The organism is Paradesulfitobacterium aromaticivorans (assembly GCF_054657415.1).
Genome location: NZ_BAAHYT010000011.1, coordinates 233155 through 250279 on the forward strand (window position 1 = coordinate 233155; position 17125 = coordinate 250279).

The following is a 17125-nucleotide window of genomic DNA, read 5'->3' on the forward strand; positions in this document are numbered from 1 at the left end:
GGAGGACTTTTTCAGGGCAACCGAGTTAGGAGATGGGGAAAATGATCAGCACAAAAGTTCATGATTTATTGGGTCATAGCGAAGCCCCGGGTCGTTATGGTCCTTTTGGTGGAGCATATGTGCCGGAAACGCTGGTGCCTGCTCTGCGTGAATTAGAACAGGCTTACCGCGAAGCTCAGGAAGATGATGGCTTCCGCACGGAACTCCGGGATCTTTTGTTAAAATATGTCGGCCGCCCATCTTTGTTGTATGAAGCTACTCGCTTGTCTGAGGCTCTGGGAGGAGCGCGAATTTTTCTTAAACGTGAGGATTTGAACCACACGGGAGCGCATAAAATCAACAATACCTTAGGCCAGGTCCTCTTAGCTAAAAGAATGGGTAAGACCAGAGTGATCGCAGAAACCGGGGCCGGCCAGCACGGAGTGGCTACGGCTACGGCCTGTGCCCTGTTTGGACTATCCTGTGTTGTTTATATGGGGGAGGAAGACGTCCGCCGCCAGCACCTGAATGTTCTGCGCATGCGCCTGCTGGGAGCAGAAGTGCGCCCAGTAACTTTAGGCTCGCGTACGCTTAAGGATGCGATCAATGAGGCTTTGCGCGACTGGGTAACCAATGTTGAAGATACCTTCTATTGTTTTGGTACGGCGGCCGGGCCACACCCTTATCCAACTATAGTACGCGACTTTCAGCGGGTTATCGGAGAAGAAACCCGTGCTCAGGCCTTAGCTACAATGGGACGGCTTCCGGATGCATTGGTCGCGTGTGTAGGGGGAGGAAGCAATGCAATTGGATTTTTCCATCCTTTTATCGAGGATGCGGAGGTGCGTCTTATTGGGGTAGAAGCAGGGGGCAAAGGGGATGGGAGTGGGGACAATGCCGCGACCTTATCTCTGGGTCAGCCGGGCGTTTTGCACGGTGCCTATAGTTATCTGCTCCAGGATGAAGACGGGCAGATTACCATGACCCATTCTGTTTCAGCCGGGCTTGACTATCCGGGGGTAGGGCCGGAACACAGTTATTTGCAAGAAACAGGGCGGGCCGAGTATGTGCGCATTTCCGATGAAGAAGCGGTCGATGCCTGTGAGCTTTTGGCGCGCACGGAAGGAATTTTACCGGCTCTTGAAAGCGCCCATGCCGTGGCTTACGCGGCCAAGCTTGCGCCTGAACTCCCGGCAGATCAAGTGATTGTGGTCAATTTATCCGGGCGCGGGGATAAAGATGTGGAAACTTTGGCCGCGTATCTGGAAGGGAGGGGCAAATCATGAGTGAGAGGTTAAACCGTGCCTTTTCCGAGCCGGCAGTAGGAATGAATCGTCTGATTATGTACGTGATGGCCGGAGACCCTGACATGGAAACAAGCGTGCGCAGGTTAAGCGGCTTGGCTGAGAGCGGGGTAGATGTCATTGAATTAGGAATACCTTTCAGCGACCCGATGGCTGACGGGCCAGTGATTCAGGCAGCGGCTGAAAGAGCTTTGGCTGGAGGGATGAATTTAACCAAGACCTTGGAAATCGTGCGCACTTTTCGCGAGTCTCACGCTACGCCGCTGTTGCTGATGGGTTATCTTAACCCCCTGCTCCAATACGGGTGGGAGAGGTTTGTCGAAGATGCAGTCGCTGCGGGAGTGGACGGGCTCATTATCCCTGATTTGCCGTGGCGCGAGAGCAAGGGCTTGCGCGCCTTGACCGCTGAATTGGTGGGAGGGCGCTTGGTGTTTATTCCAATGATTGCCCAGACCAGTGAACGTGAAGATATTGAAGCCCTGACTGCAGAGGAGAAAGGTTTTGCTTATGTCCTCTCGCGCAACGGGATTACGGGCGGGGAAGTGGAGATTCCGGCAACAGTCCTGGATTTTCTTAAAGATCTCAGACAGCTGAAGCTTCCTCTCTGCGTTGGTTTTGGGATTCGCACCCCTGAGCAGGTGCGACGCTTGGCCCCATTTGTAGATGGAGTGGTGGTTGGCAGCGCTTTAGTCGACCGTTTGGCTACCCTTGATGCAGAGGGGATCGATCTAAATACCATGAAAGAGAGAGAACAAGAGATTTTTAAATGGGTGCAGAGCCTTAAAGCAGGGGTATAAGCTCAACGTTTTTGCTGACGTGGTATTTACTATAAACCAGTGCTTGCATGAACCTCATGCAAAATATGGAAATAGTCTATTAGAGGAACTTCTGTGTGCTAAATTGTTTTGCTTTAATAACGATTGACGTCTTCGGAAACAACTATGATAAATGGTAGCCCAAGTTAAACTTTCGTTAGACGAATCAAACATTTACACTCCCGCCTGCAAGCGGTAAAATACGTTTTAGAGTAATTAATGTGTGAGAAGGAAGGGAAGCCTGGTGCAATTAATCGCCCGCCGACATGAGGAAAAAGAGGGAACCACCCTAGTTCAGGTCGGAAACGCTGTTTTCGGCGGACCTCAAGTACTCGTCATTGCTGGACCGTGTGCAATCGAAAACTATGAGCAATTACTCACGACCGCGCACGAGGTGAAACGTCTGGGTGGAGCAGTTTTGCGCGGGGGTGCTTATAAACCCAGAACATCTCCCTATTCCTTCCGCGGCAAGGGAGAATCAGGGCTCAAAATATTGGCTGAAGTAAAAAAAGAGACAGGGCTTCCTGTCGTTACTGAGGTCATGGATGTACGCGATATTGAACGGGTAGCAGATGTGGCTGATATGATCCAAATAGGGTCGCGCAACATGCAGAACTTTACGCTTTTAAGCGAAGTGGGGCGATCCCGCCATCCGGTCTTTCTCAAACGGGGTCTGGCTGCCACACTTGAGGAATGGATCTATGCTGCGGAATATATTCTGGCAGAAGGCAACGACCAGGTTGTACTCTGCGAACGCGGAATTAGAACTTTCGAGAATTACACGCGCAATACAGTTGATATTACCGCGATTCCGGCGATGAAAGAGCTGTCTCATCTTCCGGTAGTTCTTGATCCCAGCCACGGCACAGGCAGATGGTCACTGGTGGCCCCGGTAGCGTTAGCGGGGGTTGCTGCGGGAGCGGACGGCTTGATGATTGAAGTCCATCCCCAACCTGCCGAGGCTATGAGTGACGGACCCCAATCCTTGAATTTCAAGCATTTCGGTGAGCTGATGCAAACTCTGAACCCAGTAGCACGGGCAGTCGGGCGCAAGGTTTTTGCTAACCTATAAAATTCTGCGTAGTGACCTATTAGAAAAAAATTTCCTTGAGAATTGTTTCTGATCTAATAAGTATGGTAAAATAATTAAAAGTTTTGTAGGTAGGGTCTTCCTATTTGGAAGGCAGTAGGACGGAGATAGGTTTTTTGAGGTTTGCTTTGCTCATGTGAAGATTTAATTCCGAATGATTTTTTAGTAGGATCGGTAGGATGGGAGTGGCCGGCTTTGAGCACCCTCTTATTCAGGGTGCTTTTTGGCTTTTAATATGTCACTTTTAGCTTAGTTGTAAATTAAGGAGGGAGAGGAGTATATGGCTCAAAATTACCGGAACTTTGTAAGGGAAGAAGTGCGCGATCTTCCTTTTTATGTGCCGGGTAAGCCCATTGATGAAGTGAAGCGCGAGCTGGGGCTGACTGAAGTGATTAAGCTGGCCTCGAACGAGAACCCATGGGGACCATCCCCGCGCGCAGTGGCAGCGATGAAAGAATCCTTAAACGAGATTCATCGTTACCCGGATGCTGCCGCGTACGAGCTTACGAGCGTTTTGGCTGAATCGTTTCAGCTTACGCGTGAGCATTTTTTAATCGGGAATGGTTCTGACCAAATCATTCAAATGCTGGCCCAGGCTTTTTTCCGGCCAGGTGAGGAAATTCTGATGGGCAAACCCAGCTTTCCCCGTTATGCCTCGGTCGCGCGCATTCTGGGAGCAATTCCGGTGGAACTACCCTGCGTAAACGGGGACTATCCTTTGCAGCAGATCGCGGAAAAAATCACGTCAAAGACCAAGGCTGTGTTTATCTGCAACCCGAATAATCCAACCGGCACAGCTCTGACAGAGGAGGAACTGCGTTCCTTTATGGCCAAGGTGCCGGCAAATGTCCTTGTGATTTTTGATGAAGCTTATCTTGAATTCTCTGACATTCCTTTTTCCGGGATCTCTTTTTTAAGTGAGAATAAGCCGGTGATAGTCCTGCGTACTTTTTCCAAGGCCTTTGGTCTGGCCGGTTTGCGGGTCGGATTTGCAGTGTCGCATCCGGAACTGATTAACGGGTTAAGCAGGGTGCGCGACCCCTTTAATGCGAGTGTACCGGCTTTAGCAGGTGCTTTAGCGGCGTGGCAGGATCGGCAATACTTGAATGACATTGTGACCAAGAACCGTGCAGAACGGGAGCGTTTGATTGCAGACTTAAGTGAGTTGGGTGCCAGGGTGTTTCCGGCTCATACAAATTTTATTATGGCTTTCTTTCCGGAAGATGGCACGAAACTGGGAGATGACCTGTTAAAGGCAGGAATCATCGTGCGCCCGGGCAACATCTTCGGCTACCCGGACGGGATTAGGATTACGATAGGTACCAGAGAAGAAAATGATAAGCTTTTGGACTTCTTAAAGAAGCGTTATGGCAAATAATTTGGGTTAGAACGCAAAAAGCTTGATTGTAACGCTCAGTAGGTCGGTAGGTGACAACAGGAAAAAGCTTTAAGAGTGAATTGTAGATGCTAAACCCAAGAAATTAAGCTAGATTAATAGAAACAGGATAATATAACAAAACTATATCTAATAACCAAAGCATATAGGATCAGGCTAGCTGTAATTTAAGGTCGGTATTGGTTATCAGAACAGAGGTGTAGCACTTCTCATAAATAGCTTAGAGATTAATTCTGATCTCTGATAAAGTAGGATGGTAGAAGGAGGAAAAGAGAAATGATTATTGTACTAAAACGCGGATCAGGAGAAACTGAAGTTCAAGAAATTACGACAAGGTTGACGGAAGAGGGTTTTAAAGTTCACCTCTCTCAGGGAGTAGAGAAGACTATTATCGGCGCGGTCGGGGACCGGACGAGGTTGCAGAGTCTTGACCTGGAAGCCCTGCCTTGGGTTGAAAAAGTTGTGCCTATTTTAGCGCCGTATAAACTGGTGAGCCGGGAGTTCCAGCCTGCTGACAGTACAATTAAGATTGGACATCATGAGATCGGAGGGTCTGAGGTTCATGTGATGGCCGGTCCGTGTGCGGTGGAAAGCCGTTCGCAGCTTTTAGAAACTGCGCATGCAGTTAAAGAAGCAGGGGCTACTTTCTTGCGGGGAGGAGCTTTTAAGCCGCGCACTTCCCCTTATTCTTTTCAGGGATTAGAAGAAGAAGGGTTGCGCTATCTGGCGGAAGCGCGTGAAGAGACAGGGTTATTGATTATAACGGAAGTGGTGGATGTACGCGATGTACAGTTGGTTGCTGCCTATGCTGATGTCCTGCAAATTGGAGCGCGCAACATGCAAAATTTCTTCCTGCTAAAAGAAGTGGCCAAAGTGAATAAACCGGTGTTGCTTAAGCGGGGGCCGTCCGCAACCTTAGAAGAGTGGATGATGGCTGCGGAATATTTAATGGACGGCGGCAATTATAATGTTATGTTTTGTGAGCGTGGTATCCGTACCTTTGAAACCTACACCCGAAATACTCTTGATCTGAGCATGGTTCCGGCTTTGCATGCTCTGTCCCATCTTCCGGTAATCGTCGACCCCAGCCATGGAACCGGTCGCTGGCAGCTCGTGCAGCCTATGGCGAAAGCCGCTTTGGCTGCCGGAGCGGACGGTCTGATCGTAGAAGTTCATCCGCAGCCGGATAAGGCTGTCTCTGACGGCAAGCAGTCTTTGACCCCTCCTAACTTTAAGTTGATGATGGAAGATCTGGCACGCCTCAGTGCTGCCTTAGACCGACCTTTGAAGGGGGTTGAAGGGTAATGCAGGCCCAGATGCACCTTCTGTCAGCGGGTTGGCGGGATGAGGCCAAGCCGCGCGCCTGTGTTATCGGCCTTGGATTGATCGGGGGCTCCTGGGCAGGAGCCCTGCATCAACAGGGTTGGGAGGTTATAGCAGTTGATCGGGAAGAGTCGAGCCTGCGTGGAGCCCTTGACAAAGGATGGATCAGCCAAGGTGTGAGAGAAATCCCTAAGTATCTTGAATTCGATTTGGTTGTGGTCGCTTTACCTCTCCCTAATTTGATTGATAATATATCTGAATTTAGAGATAGAATAAGCAGTGGGGCTATCGTCACAGATGTCGGAAGTTTGAAAATGAATATTTGTGAGCGGGCAGGAGAGTTTAGGGAACAAGGGGCTTTCTTCGTGGGCGGTCACCCCATGACCGGATCGGAAAAGTCCGGTTTTGAAGTCGCTGATCCCATGCTTTTTCGGGGATTTCCTTATGTTTTAACTCCTGGAGCGGATTGTCCGCAAGCAGTTACTGAAGCTTTGAGCTCACTTCTTGGAAGTTTTGGGGCGAAGGTGATTTTGCGCGAACCTTCCCAACACGATTCGGAAGTCGCCCTGGTAAGTCATATCCCACATCTCTTGGCTGTGGCCCTCGCGCTGGCTGCTAAAGATTTTTCCGCAAAAGACTCTTCGGCTTTGCAATTGGCCGGAAGAAGTTTTCGGGAAATCACCAGGATTGCTGACAGTTCGCCGGAGATGTGGCGGGAGATCCTGGTAAAAAATGCTCCTGCCGTGTTGCAAGGGCTTGAGCTATGGCAGGGGAAGCTGGCAGAGCTAAGCGAATATGTGCGGCAAGGGGATGGCGAGGGAATTGCAGATGCTTTCCGGCAAGCGCACGAAGTGCGAAGGAGTATGGAGCAGCTTAACAGGTAAGGTCTGAAGGAATTCGCTAGAAAATAGCGCACGCTGTAGGATTCTCGGGGGTAATATAATTAGGTGAACTGGCAGTTGAAAAGGGGTGGCCTTTAAGTGGATGGAGTGTTCATTAAGCCTGTCTCCGGGATCAGGGGTGAACTGCGGGTACCCGGGGACAAGTCTGTTTCCCACAGGGCGGCATTGTTCGGGGGGATGGCCGAGGGGGAAACCCATATTACTGATTTTTTGCTCGGGGAAGATTGTTTGAGCACGCTAAGGTGCCTTAGGGGTCTTGGGGTAGAATGGGAGCAGGAGGGCAATGAAGTGTGGGTGCGTGGTCAGGGAATGGAATCATGGGTGGAGCCCCAGGACGTTCTTGACGTAGGGAATTCGGGCACAACCATGCGTCTGTTGCTCGGAGTACTGGCCGGGAGTCCCTTTGCCTCGACCTTCACCGGAGATCCATCTATCCGCCGCCGTCCCATGCGCCGGGTCACTGATCCCCTGCGGGACATGGGCGCAAGAATTTTGGGACGTCAAGCAGGGAATTTTGCTCCCTTGACGATCCAAGGCGGAACTTTACAAGGAAGTGAGTTCCGTACTGAGGTGGCTTCAGCCCAGGTTAAATCTGCGCTTATTCTTGCGGGATTGAGAGCCAAGGGAGAGACGACTATCATCGAGCCTGCTCTGTCCCGCGACCATACGGAAAGAATGCTTAAAGCTTTTGGTGCCGACATTGTGGCTGAGGGACCGCAGGTAAGAGTTAGAAATGGCAGGCGGCTTAAGGGGCAAGAAGTTTCTGTTCCCGGCGACATTTCTTCGGCTGCTTTCTTGCTTGTGCTGGCTAGTTTAGTGAAAAGCGGAGAGCTAATAATCCGGGATGTGGGTGTAAATCCTACCCGCACCGGGATTCTTGAGGCCTTGCGCCTGATGGGCGCAGATATTGAGGAAAGAGATGCGATGGAAGTCAGTGGGGAACCACGGGCAACCTTGATCGTTCGACCGGCTTTTTTGCACGGAGTGGAAATCAGCGGGGACATCATTCCGCGCTTGATTGATGAACTGCCGGTGTTTGCCGTAGCCGCCTGTTTGGCTGAAGGAGAGACAGTCGTACGCGATGCGCACGAATTGCGCGTTAAAGAAAGTGATAGGATTCGCACGGTTGTGACCGGGCTAAGCGCACTTGGCGCTCAGATCGAAGAATTACCGGATGGCTTCCGTATTAAAGGCCAGACTACTTTTAGGGGCGGCCAGGCACAAAGCCACGGAGACCATCGTTTAGCCATGGCCTGGGCGGTTGCCGGAATGGTTTCTCAAGAAGGGGTTGGCGTGGAAGGAATGGAGGCAGCTGCAGTGTCCTACCCAAGTTTTTTGGAAGATTTACAGGCGGTTGCCTATTAACCAAGATTTTTGTGGAAATCAATGTTTTCTGTCCTAACGCCTTTGAAGGCGTTTTTTATTAGGCCATAATATAACCTAAGATGCGCGCAAATCGAATCAAAATTATTGCTCCTGCTCTCAGGTTAATGAGGTCGGTGCGCATCATGCGCTTCGACTTAAGAATCTATTTATATTTTTATTTCGACATATTAAACAAAGATATAGAATATTTTTTACAATATGAAAAATCACTCTTGTAAGGATACTTTAAATATGCGATAATAATGTCCAATAGCATGGAGACGATGCATAAATACATTTTGCCAAGAATGCTGTATTTTCTAAGGAAATTTTACAAACATTCGATAAAGCATCTTTTGTTGATGTTAAAATGCATTTTTATTACAAATCAAAAAATACCCAATTTCCTAATAAATATGACAATAGCCCGGATTAACATATTAAAGTGTTTTGGCATGGAAGTTGCTATTATTTTTAGATGGGTGGAGGTGCAGAGTGCATGCATTTTGAAGATGGTTTTCAGGAAATGCATCATGGAGTGATGATGATAGACGCTTTTGGTTATATCATCGCCTGTAATAAGACTGCGAGAGAACTCCTTGGTATTAACGGAAATGTAATGGGAGAAAAAGCAAGGGAACTCCTTCCTGATTCTGCTATGCTGCAGGTCTTGGAAACCAATGAAGCTGTACTTAATGACAAAGTAGATATTGGCGGCCGAATTCTAATTTTCAACCATAAACCTGTCTTTGAAGGGGAAAAATTAAGCGGGGTTGTCACATCTTTTCAGGATATAACCGACCTGGATGCAGTTGCTCAGGAATTAGAAATAACCAAGGAACTCAACCGCGAATTAGAGGCTATCTTTAATTCGTCTTACGATGAAATCTACGTTACTGACGGTCAGGGAACAACGCTTCGAGTTAATAAAGCCGGGGAACGATTTTATGGTGTTAAAGCCGAAGAGATCGTGGGCCACCACGTGAGTGAGCTTGAAGAACAGGGTTTGTTCACCCCGAGTATTACCCCCCAAGTGCTTAAGACCGGGAAACGTGTTACTTCTGTGCAAACAACTAAGAGAGGTCAGAAGCTTATCGTAACAGGCAACCCGGTTTTTGATGAAAAAGGTGAAATTATTAGGATTGTCACGAACTCCCGTGATATCACAGAACTGAGCAACCTGCGCCAGCGCCTGGAAGAGACCGAAAAACTGATGGACAATTATCGCTCGGAGATTGCCAAGTTGCGCAAGGAAAAGATTCAATCGACTGAGATTATCACGAAAAGTCCCACCATGCAACACATTCTCGATTTGGCGGAAAAGGTGGCCGGTGTGGATTCTACGGTTTTGATTGAAGGGGAATCCGGTGTCGGTAAGGGGGTAATAGCTTCTAAGATTCACCAAATTAGCCGAAGAAGTGAGAAGCCTTTTATCACCATTAACTGTGGCGCAATTCCGGAAAACTTAATTGAATCCGAACTCTTCGGTTATGATGCGGGAGCATTCACCGGTGCCAAAAAAGAAGGCAAGAAAGGATTAATGGAACTAGCAAATGGGGGCACAGTGTTCCTTGACGAAATTAGCGAGCTCCCTCTCAACCTTCAGGTGAAACTTTTGCATGTTATCCAAGAAAAAAGAATGATGCGGGTCGGAGGCAGTGAATATATCGAAGTAAATGCCCGTATTATCGCCGCCACTAACCGCAATATCCAAAGATTAATTAAAGAAAGAAAGTTCCGCGAAGACCTTTACTACCGGCTCAATGTAGTCCCTTTGATCATTCCCCCGCTGCGTCATCGCAAAGAAGACATTCCCGTACTGATTGAGCACTTTTTGCAGGCCTTTTCAGACAAATATGAACTGCGCAAGAAAGTTTCCTCGGACACGAAGGATTTGTTGGTAAACTACAATTGGCCGGGCAATGTCAGAGAACTGGAAAACTTAATTGAACGCTTAGTGGTAACAGTTGATGCGCACGAAGTTCTTCCTGTGCACTTGCCTGACTATATCCTGCATGCAGACGGAAGCTCGGAAAGAGTTTTCGTGCTCGATATCTGTTCATTAAAGAACGCAACTGAAGAGTTAGAAAGGCAGTTACTTGCCAAGGCGCTGGCACGGTACAGAAACACTTACCGCATGGCTGAAGCCTTAGAGGTTAATCAGTCTACAGTAGTGAGGAAAATGCACCGCTACGGCATCCTCAAAGAAAAGGGAGAAAATACTTTGCTGCTGAGTGATTCAGAGTAAAGCCGTTGAAATTAAAGGCGCTTGCTTTGGCTGGAACAAATTCTATGCCAATAATAAATAGCTCATGAATTACCTTCGCTAATTGAGAAAGGAGTGATGACAAGCAATTACCTTTTTATCCATAAGATAATTTCCAAAATTCTAAAGATTAAGGAGGGAATCGAATGTTCAAAAAACAGCCAATCAAAAAATTTTTAGCCTTATTAACTGTAGTTGGATTGATGTTTTCCCTGGCAGGCTGCGGCGGTGGCAATGCGCAGGCTGAAGCCCGCGACTATTACAAAGTTGGTGTTATTACCTCTTTATCCGGTGCGGAAGTTTTAGGGGGCAACCTTACCAAACGTGGTTATGCCTTGTGGGAAGAAACCGTCAACGCTAAAGGCGGAATCAAGGTCGGGGACAAGAGCTATAAAGTGAAGCTGGTTTACGCCGATGACCAAAGTGATCCCACCGCCGGTGCGGATGCAGTTGAACGTATGATTACTTCAGAAAAAGTGGACTTTATCCTGGGACCATATACCAGCGGCGTTACCATGGCAGTAGCACCTATTCTTGAGAAATACAAAGTACCGATGATCACTGGATCTGCTGAATCTCCGCTGGTCTGGAAACAGAAATTTGTCTATACATTCGGCACCATTCCAGCTGTTGATTTAACAATCGGTACAGCACTTGATACCATGGTAAAGGATACTAAAGAAGCGCCAAAATCTATTGCGATTATCGGAGTTAATGATACATTTTCTAAAGCAGTTGCAGAGTCAGTTAAAGCCAGTGCCGAGAAAAACGGTCTCCAAGTGGTTAAATATGATATTGTGCCTGCCGGAACTGATTTCACTCCTTTGATCAGCGCTATTAAGAGTCTGAACCCAGACATCTTGGCTGTGGGCGGACACGAGAAAGAACATATGGAAGTTATTAAAACAGCCAAATCGCTTGGTTTTATGCCTAAGGCATTCTTGATGCATTACGGAATTACCGATCCCGACTTCACCAAGAACCTTGGTAAGGATGCTGATTATGTCTACGGTGCCGCGGTCTGGACTCCAGACTTGAAGTTAAAAGACGACCTCTTCGGGACGACTCAACAATACGTCGAAGCTGCTAAAGCCAAGTCGGGTGTTGTTCCCGATTATACGGAGGCTGGTTCTGCTGCCACGGGCGAAGCATTCAGTGCCGCCTTGGCCAAAATCAATGCGGTACCTCCTCTCTCTGAAGAAAAACGTGCGGAGCTGGCCAAGGCCTTGGAGCAAGTCGACATTCAAACTATGTTTGGGCCAATCAAATTTGCTACCGAGGGCAACTGGTATCACGACAATGTGGGTTTGAAGGCGCTCACCATTCAAATGGTTAAAGGCGAACAGGTTGTTGTTGGTCCGAAAGAGCTCAAAGCCAAAGACTTAGTCTATCCTGCGCCTGCCTTTAATGCCCGTTAAGCTGATCTACTAATTGTACAAACTAATGCAGCGTCTGAGGGACCGGGGCTTCCCGGTTCCCTCAGTTGCCGGGAAAGGTTGAAGCGAATGGAATTATTAATCCAGACATTAGTTAATGGAATACTGATTGGCGGAATTTTTATTACAATTGCTGTTGGTTTTACCATTGCTTACGGGGTTATGGACATCGTTGACTTTGCTGTGGGCGAGTGGATTATGCTTGGAGCTTTTACGGCATTTTGGATTAACAAATTTTTTGGGATTGACCCTCTTGTTTTGATTCCGGTTGTATTCTTGTTCTTTACCTTGGTGGGATATTTGTTCCAACCGGTCATTCAGAAAGTGGTTAACATTAAACACCGCAGTGCGGCTCTTATGGCCTTGGCCTTTACTTTCGGACTTTCCACCTTTTTCAGAGGTGCTGCTTTAACTTTTTGGGGGTTTAACAACCGAAACCTTGTTACTTTTCTGTCGGAAAAAAATGTGTCGCTGTTTGGGATCACGGTTCCGGCTATCAGAGCCGGTGCGACCGTCTTCTCAATTATTGTGACCTTGGTGTTTGCTTACTTTCTCTATAAGACCAAAACCGGTATCGCTATTCGCGCGGCTGCTGAGAACAAGACGGTTGCCGGACTTATGGGGATTGACGGTAAGCGTATTGCCCGTTTGGTTTACGCCATTTATGCCGGGCTTACCGGTATGTCCGGAATCTTCATCGGTTCGATCTTCTCCGTCTTTCCGGACATGGGTCTTCGTTACACGATCTTTGCTTTTTTTGTCGTTGTGGCCGGAGGAATGGGTTCTTTTTCCGGAGCGATTGTTGCAGAACTCTTACTTGGTTTAATCTCAAGTTTTGTAACCGTGTATCTAAGCGGCGAACTGGTTTTCCTCATTCTTTTCTTTATTCTGTATTTGATCTTGATTTTCTTCCCCAAAGGGGTTCTTGGCAAGGGCTGGTAGAAAGGAGAAGGTTCATTTGCCTAACATTAAAACAATGAGCACAGTAAACAAAATCTTCATAGTCTTAACTCTGGTTATTCTTGGGATCGTGCCGTTTGTACTTTCTTCTTTTCAACTACGGATTCTGACCGGAGTGATGATGTGGGTGGGTCTGGCCTTAAGCTGGAATATGCTTGGGGGTTACATGGGCTATATTAGTTTCGGCCACGGCGCATCCTTCGGGGTTGGTGCTTATGTTACGGGGTTGCTGATGAGTAAATTGGACATGCCCTTCTTCGTGGCTCTCATTTTGGCGGGAATAGCTACCTATATCTTTGCAGCAGTAGTAGGGTATCCAACTTTACGCCTAAGCGGTTCTTACTTTGCAATCGGAACTTGGGCCTTTGCTGAGATGATTCGGCAGCTTGTTCTGGTTCTTGATGTCACCGGTGGGCCGGATGGACTGCGTTTACCGGCTGTGTTGAATGAAAATTTCTTCTATTTTATTATGCTGGGATTGGCTATCCTTGTTTTCTTAGTTAGTTATTTTCTGTTTGAAAAAAGCGATTTTGGCTTAAAAGTCAGAGCAGTACGCGAAGAAGAAACTGCTGCCAAAACTCTGGGTCTTAACATCGTCTCAATTAAGAATCAAGTTTTTGCTCTGAGCTCGATGTTGGCCGGTTTAGTCGGAGGAGCGTATGCTTACTGGATCACATATATTCACCCCGATAGTGTGTTGGGTGCGCAAATTGCCGATCAAATGGTAATTATGGTATTGCTCGGCGGAATTGGTACTCTCTTTGGACCGGTTGTCGGCGCAATTGTTCTGTATATCGCAAACAGAATTATGTGGGTAGCATGGGGTGACAGTTCAGTGTATCTGGTTATTCTAGGTTTAGCTATCTGTCTGGTCATTCTCTTCCTGCCGGAAGGTTTAATAAGCTTACTCAAGCCAAAAGATGGCGGCCCCTTTGCCCGCTTATTATCTCGTTCAAAGAGGCAAAAATTTAATTCCAGTAACTAGTCACGGCAAAGGAGGCAGAAAAAAACATGAATTTACTTGAGATTAAGGAGTTAAACCATTATTTTGGCGGGCTCAAGGCGATATCTGACCTCAATATCAAGGTGAAACCAAATATGATCTACGGCGTGATTGGAGCAAATGGGGCAGGCAAGACAACGCTGTTCAACCTAATTACCGGCATTTACCGCCCGACAGCCGGGAAAATTCTCTTGGATAATACCAGCCTTGTGGGCAAGAAACCACATGAGATTTCGCGGCTGGGCGTTGCCCGCACGTTCCAAAACCTTCGTCTGTTTAATGAGCTTACCGTCACGGAAAACATTCATGTTGGGCAGTTGTACCATCGTAACTCCAACAAAGACAAAGATGAAAATAAAAAAATTAATAACCTCCTGAAGTTGTTTAACTTAGATGGCCGCAGCCATGAAAAGGCTGGTAACTTACCCTATGGTATGCAGCGGAAATTAGAAATCGCCCGCGCGCTGGCTACTAACCCCAAACTTTTGCTTCTGGATGAACCTGCCGCAGGTATGAACCCCAAAGAAGTTTTGTCCTTGGTTGATTTAATTAAGGAAGCTAAAGCACAGTTTGATGTAACGATCATTTTAATCGAACACCAGATGAGGTTGGTTGAAGGTTTGTGTGAGTATGTTTCGGTTATGAATTTTGGCCAGGAAATTGCCGAAGGGACTATTACAGAAATACAGAATAACCCGGTTGTGATCAAGGCATACCTTGGCGAAGCGGAGGTGGGGTAAGTGACAAAAGTACTGGAAGTAGAAAACTTAGAAGTAACATACGGTGTGATCCGAGCTTTACAAGGTATATCGTTCTACGTTGAACAAGGGGAGATCGTGACGATCATCGGAGCTAACGGTGCCGGTAAGTCAAGCACCTTGAGAGCAATCTCGGGAGTTGTGCGTCCGAGTGCCGGAAAAATCAGGTTAAACAATAATGATATTACGAATTCCCCATCCCACTTGATAGCCCGCCGCGGTTTATCCCTTGTGCCGGAAGGACGGGGTGTATTTACCAAACTGACAGTAGAAGAAAATCTTATCGTAGCGACTTATAACAGGAAAGACAATGAGAAAATCAAAGAAGATCTTAATGAAGTCTTTCAGCAGTTCCCACGTCTGGCTGAACGCAAAAAACAGGCTGCCGGGAGTCTCTCCGGCGGGGAACAGCAGATGCTGGCAATTGGACGGGCTCTGATGACCGGAGCAGATACCCTCCTCCTGGATGAACCTTCTATGGGATTAGCGCCCTTGATTGTGCAAGAGATCTTTGCTGTTATTAAAAAGATCAACCAATTAGGAAAAACGATCCTGCTAGTTGAACAAAATGCAATGACTGCCTTGCGAACTGCCAACCGTGCATATATTATGGAAACAGGCCGGGTAACAAAAATTGGCAAAGCCAGCGAGCTAGTGAACGACCCTGAAGTTAAGGCTGCTTACCTGGGGGGGCACTGAGAAGATATCCACTCACCTACCCGCTAAGAGCATGCTGCTGGGGTAGGGTCTTTGCTTAAGCTCACAAGCTTAAAATGCATTATAGCATTAAATAAGTTCTGAATACATTATACATTGAAGTCTTAGTGTAGGCTGTGTGCGGGATGTAGGAATTACCGCAAAAGGGGTAATAATGTTAAGATGCATGATGGCTTTAGAGAAAGTGGTGGGCCTTTGCCCTGAGAACAGCCTGTAGTGCAGGTTTCACGTTTTTAAGCCAGGTTGGCACGTCTTTTGCATTATATTTGTATAAAATATTTTGGAAAAGGCGGTGTCGATAATGGCCGACAGTTTAAATTCCTTTGTGATTGCCCAGGAACAAATTAAAATGGCAGTGGATAAGCTCCATCTTACTGCTAGTGTTTATGACCTTCTTAAGGAACCGAAACGTTCCCTGAGTGTTTTAATCCCGGTAAGGATGGATGATGGGAGTACCAGAGTTTTCTCCGGGTATCGTGTTCAGCACAATGATGCCTTAGGACCGGCTAAGGGCGGTGTGAGGTTCCATCAGGATGTTTCGATGGATGAAGTTAAAGCTTTGTCTATGTGGATGACCTTTAAGTGTGCAGTTGTCGGCATTCCTTACGGCGGTGCCAAGGGCGGGGTTATTGTCAACCCGGAGGAATTGTCTGCTGCGGAGCTTGAGCGAGTGAGCCGGGCGTATATCCAGGCAATTGCGCCGGTTATCGGACCGGAGAAAGATATCCCTGCTCCTGATGTCAATACGAATGCGCAGATTATGTCCTGGATGATGGATGAATTCAGCATGATTAAACAATATAACTCTTTCGGTGTAATCACAGGCAAGCCTCTGATCATCGGTGGCTCGTTAGGGAGGACGCAAGCGACAGCCCAAGGTGTAGTTTTCGTCATCGAGGATTTGGTTAAGAAGCTAAATATTAATCTGGAAGGGGTATCCGTAGTTGTCCAAGGATTTGGCAATGTAGGTGGGTACACGGCCAAGATACTCTATGACAAAAAAGCTAAGATAATTGGGATCAGTGATGTCAAAGGCGGTATCTACAACTCCAAAGGGCTGAATCCTTATAAAGTACAAGAGCATGCTACAGAGACCGGCTCTGTGGTGAATTATCGTGGAGCCAAGACCGTTACCAATGGGGAATTGCTCGAACTCGAGTGCGATATCCTCATTCCCGCAGCTTTGGAGAACCAGATCACAGATAAGAACGCCCATAACATTAAGGCCCGCGTTGTGGTGGAAGCCGCCAACGGTCCGACTACGCCTGAGGCTGACAAAATCCTGGAGCAAAAAGGAATTCTGCTTGTTCCGGATATCTTGGCTAATGCCGGAGGGGTAACTGTTTCATATTTTGAATGGGTTCAGAATAACATGGGTTATTACTGGTCGGTTGAGGAAGTGAACGAAAAGCTCGGTAATATCATGAGCCAAGCTTTTCACAGCGTTTACGACCTGTATAAATCCCGCAAAGACGTGAGCATGAGGGTAGCGGCCTATATGCTGGCTGTTAAGAGAGTAGCGGAAGCCATGGAAGTGCGTGGCTGGATCAGCACGCCTCATCAGTCTAAGGAAGCTACCCGGATCAGTGCAAAGTAAAGGAAACTTACTTCAGATGCCATCTGAAGTTTAGTTGAACTTATCCAGGGGCTTAGTGCCACTTATCTCCGACGGCCATGGAGGGCCTAGTGTCGCTGGAGCCAAACAAGTGCGATAGTCTCAGACTATCGGGACGGCGTGAAGCGACCCACTTAAGAAGGGGAAGTCTTAGTGGCACTTAGCCATCGCCCACAAAATACTGATTAACAGTATT

Annotated in this window: 14 protein-coding genes; all 14 read left to right on the forward strand. The window is 47.5% G+C overall.

From position 1 onward, the window contains the following. The first annotated feature begins 41 nt into the window (after nucleotides 1–41). The 14 genes from trpB to ACYQ2N_RS18015 all read left to right on the forward strand — a co-directional run bounded on the left by trpB (nucleotide 42) and on the right by ACYQ2N_RS18015 (nucleotide 16911). A complete protein-coding gene (trpB, locus tag ACYQ2N_RS17950; RefSeq protein ID WP_460000788.1) occupies nucleotides 42–1265 on the forward strand; it encodes a tryptophan synthase subunit beta in 1224 nt (407 codons plus the stop codon). Next, the gene (gene trpA, locus ACYQ2N_RS17955) at nucleotides 1262–2080 is read left to right on the forward strand and encodes a tryptophan synthase subunit alpha (RefSeq protein ID WP_460000789.1); all 819 of its coding nucleotides are present in this window, start codon (nucleotides 1262–1264) and stop codon (nucleotides 2078–2080) included. Before trpB ends, trpA begins: the two co-directional genes overlap by 4 nt. Before the next feature lie 262 nt (nucleotides 2081–2342). Beyond that, entirely contained in the window at nucleotides 2343–3170 is an 828-nt protein-coding gene (aroF, locus tag ACYQ2N_RS17960; RefSeq protein WP_460000790.1) for a 3-deoxy-7-phosphoheptulonate synthase, read from the forward strand. A 298-nt stretch (nucleotides 3171–3468) separates the two neighbouring features. After that, nucleotides 3469–4566, forward strand: coding sequence for a histidinol-phosphate transaminase (gene hisC, locus ACYQ2N_RS17965; RefSeq protein ID WP_460000791.1), 1098 nt, complete (start codon nucleotides 3469–3471; stop codon nucleotides 4564–4566). A gap of 294 nt (nucleotides 4567–4860) precedes the next feature. After that, entirely contained in the window at nucleotides 4861–5889 is a 1029-nt protein-coding gene (gene aroF / locus ACYQ2N_RS17970) for a 3-deoxy-7-phosphoheptulonate synthase (protein ID WP_460000792.1), read from the forward strand. After that, nucleotides 5889–6791 (forward strand): prephenate dehydrogenase, encoded by a 903-nt coding sequence (locus ACYQ2N_RS17975; protein ID WP_460000793.1) that lies wholly within the window; start codon nucleotides 5889–5891, stop codon nucleotides 6789–6791. The genes aroF (ACYQ2N_RS17970) and ACYQ2N_RS17975 overlap by 1 nt, the downstream gene beginning before the upstream one ends. Before the next feature lie 96 nt (nucleotides 6792–6887). Then, nucleotides 6888–8174, forward strand: a complete 1287-nt coding sequence (aroA, locus tag ACYQ2N_RS17980; protein WP_460000794.1) for a 3-phosphoshikimate 1-carboxyvinyltransferase — start codon at nucleotides 6888–6890, stop codon at nucleotides 8172–8174. Nucleotides 8175–8673: 499 nt separating this feature from the next. Further along, a complete protein-coding gene (locus ACYQ2N_RS17985; protein WP_460000795.1) occupies nucleotides 8674–10422 on the forward strand; it encodes a sigma-54 interaction domain-containing protein in 1749 nt (582 codons plus the stop codon). Nucleotides 10423–10586: 164 nt separating this feature from the next. Further along, nucleotides 10587–11858, forward strand: coding sequence for an amino acid ABC transporter substrate-binding protein (locus ACYQ2N_RS17990; protein WP_460000796.1), 1272 nt, complete (start codon nucleotides 10587–10589; stop codon nucleotides 11856–11858). Between the two features lie 87 nt (nucleotides 11859–11945). After that, nucleotides 11946–12818, forward strand: coding sequence for a branched-chain amino acid ABC transporter permease (locus ACYQ2N_RS17995; RefSeq protein WP_460000797.1), 873 nt, complete (start codon nucleotides 11946–11948; stop codon nucleotides 12816–12818). A 16-nt stretch (nucleotides 12819–12834) separates the two neighbouring features. After that, a complete protein-coding gene (locus ACYQ2N_RS18000; RefSeq protein ID WP_460000798.1) occupies nucleotides 12835–13821 on the forward strand; it encodes a branched-chain amino acid ABC transporter permease in 987 nt (328 codons plus the stop codon). A gap of 26 nt (nucleotides 13822–13847) precedes the next feature. Next, a complete protein-coding gene (locus tag ACYQ2N_RS18005) occupies nucleotides 13848–14579 on the forward strand; it encodes an ABC transporter ATP-binding protein (protein ID WP_460000799.1) in 732 nt (243 codons plus the stop codon). Further along, nucleotides 14580–15296: an ABC transporter ATP-binding protein gene (locus tag ACYQ2N_RS18010; RefSeq protein ID WP_460000800.1), complete on the forward strand. Its 717-nt coding sequence runs from the start codon at nucleotides 14580–14582 to the stop codon at nucleotides 15294–15296. Between the two features lie 319 nt (nucleotides 15297–15615). Then, complete coding sequence (locus tag ACYQ2N_RS18015) at nucleotides 15616–16911, forward strand: Glu/Leu/Phe/Val family dehydrogenase (protein ID WP_460000801.1); 1296 nt, start codon at nucleotides 15616–15618, stop codon at nucleotides 16909–16911. The last annotated feature ends 214 nt before the right edge of the window (nucleotides 16912–17125 follow it).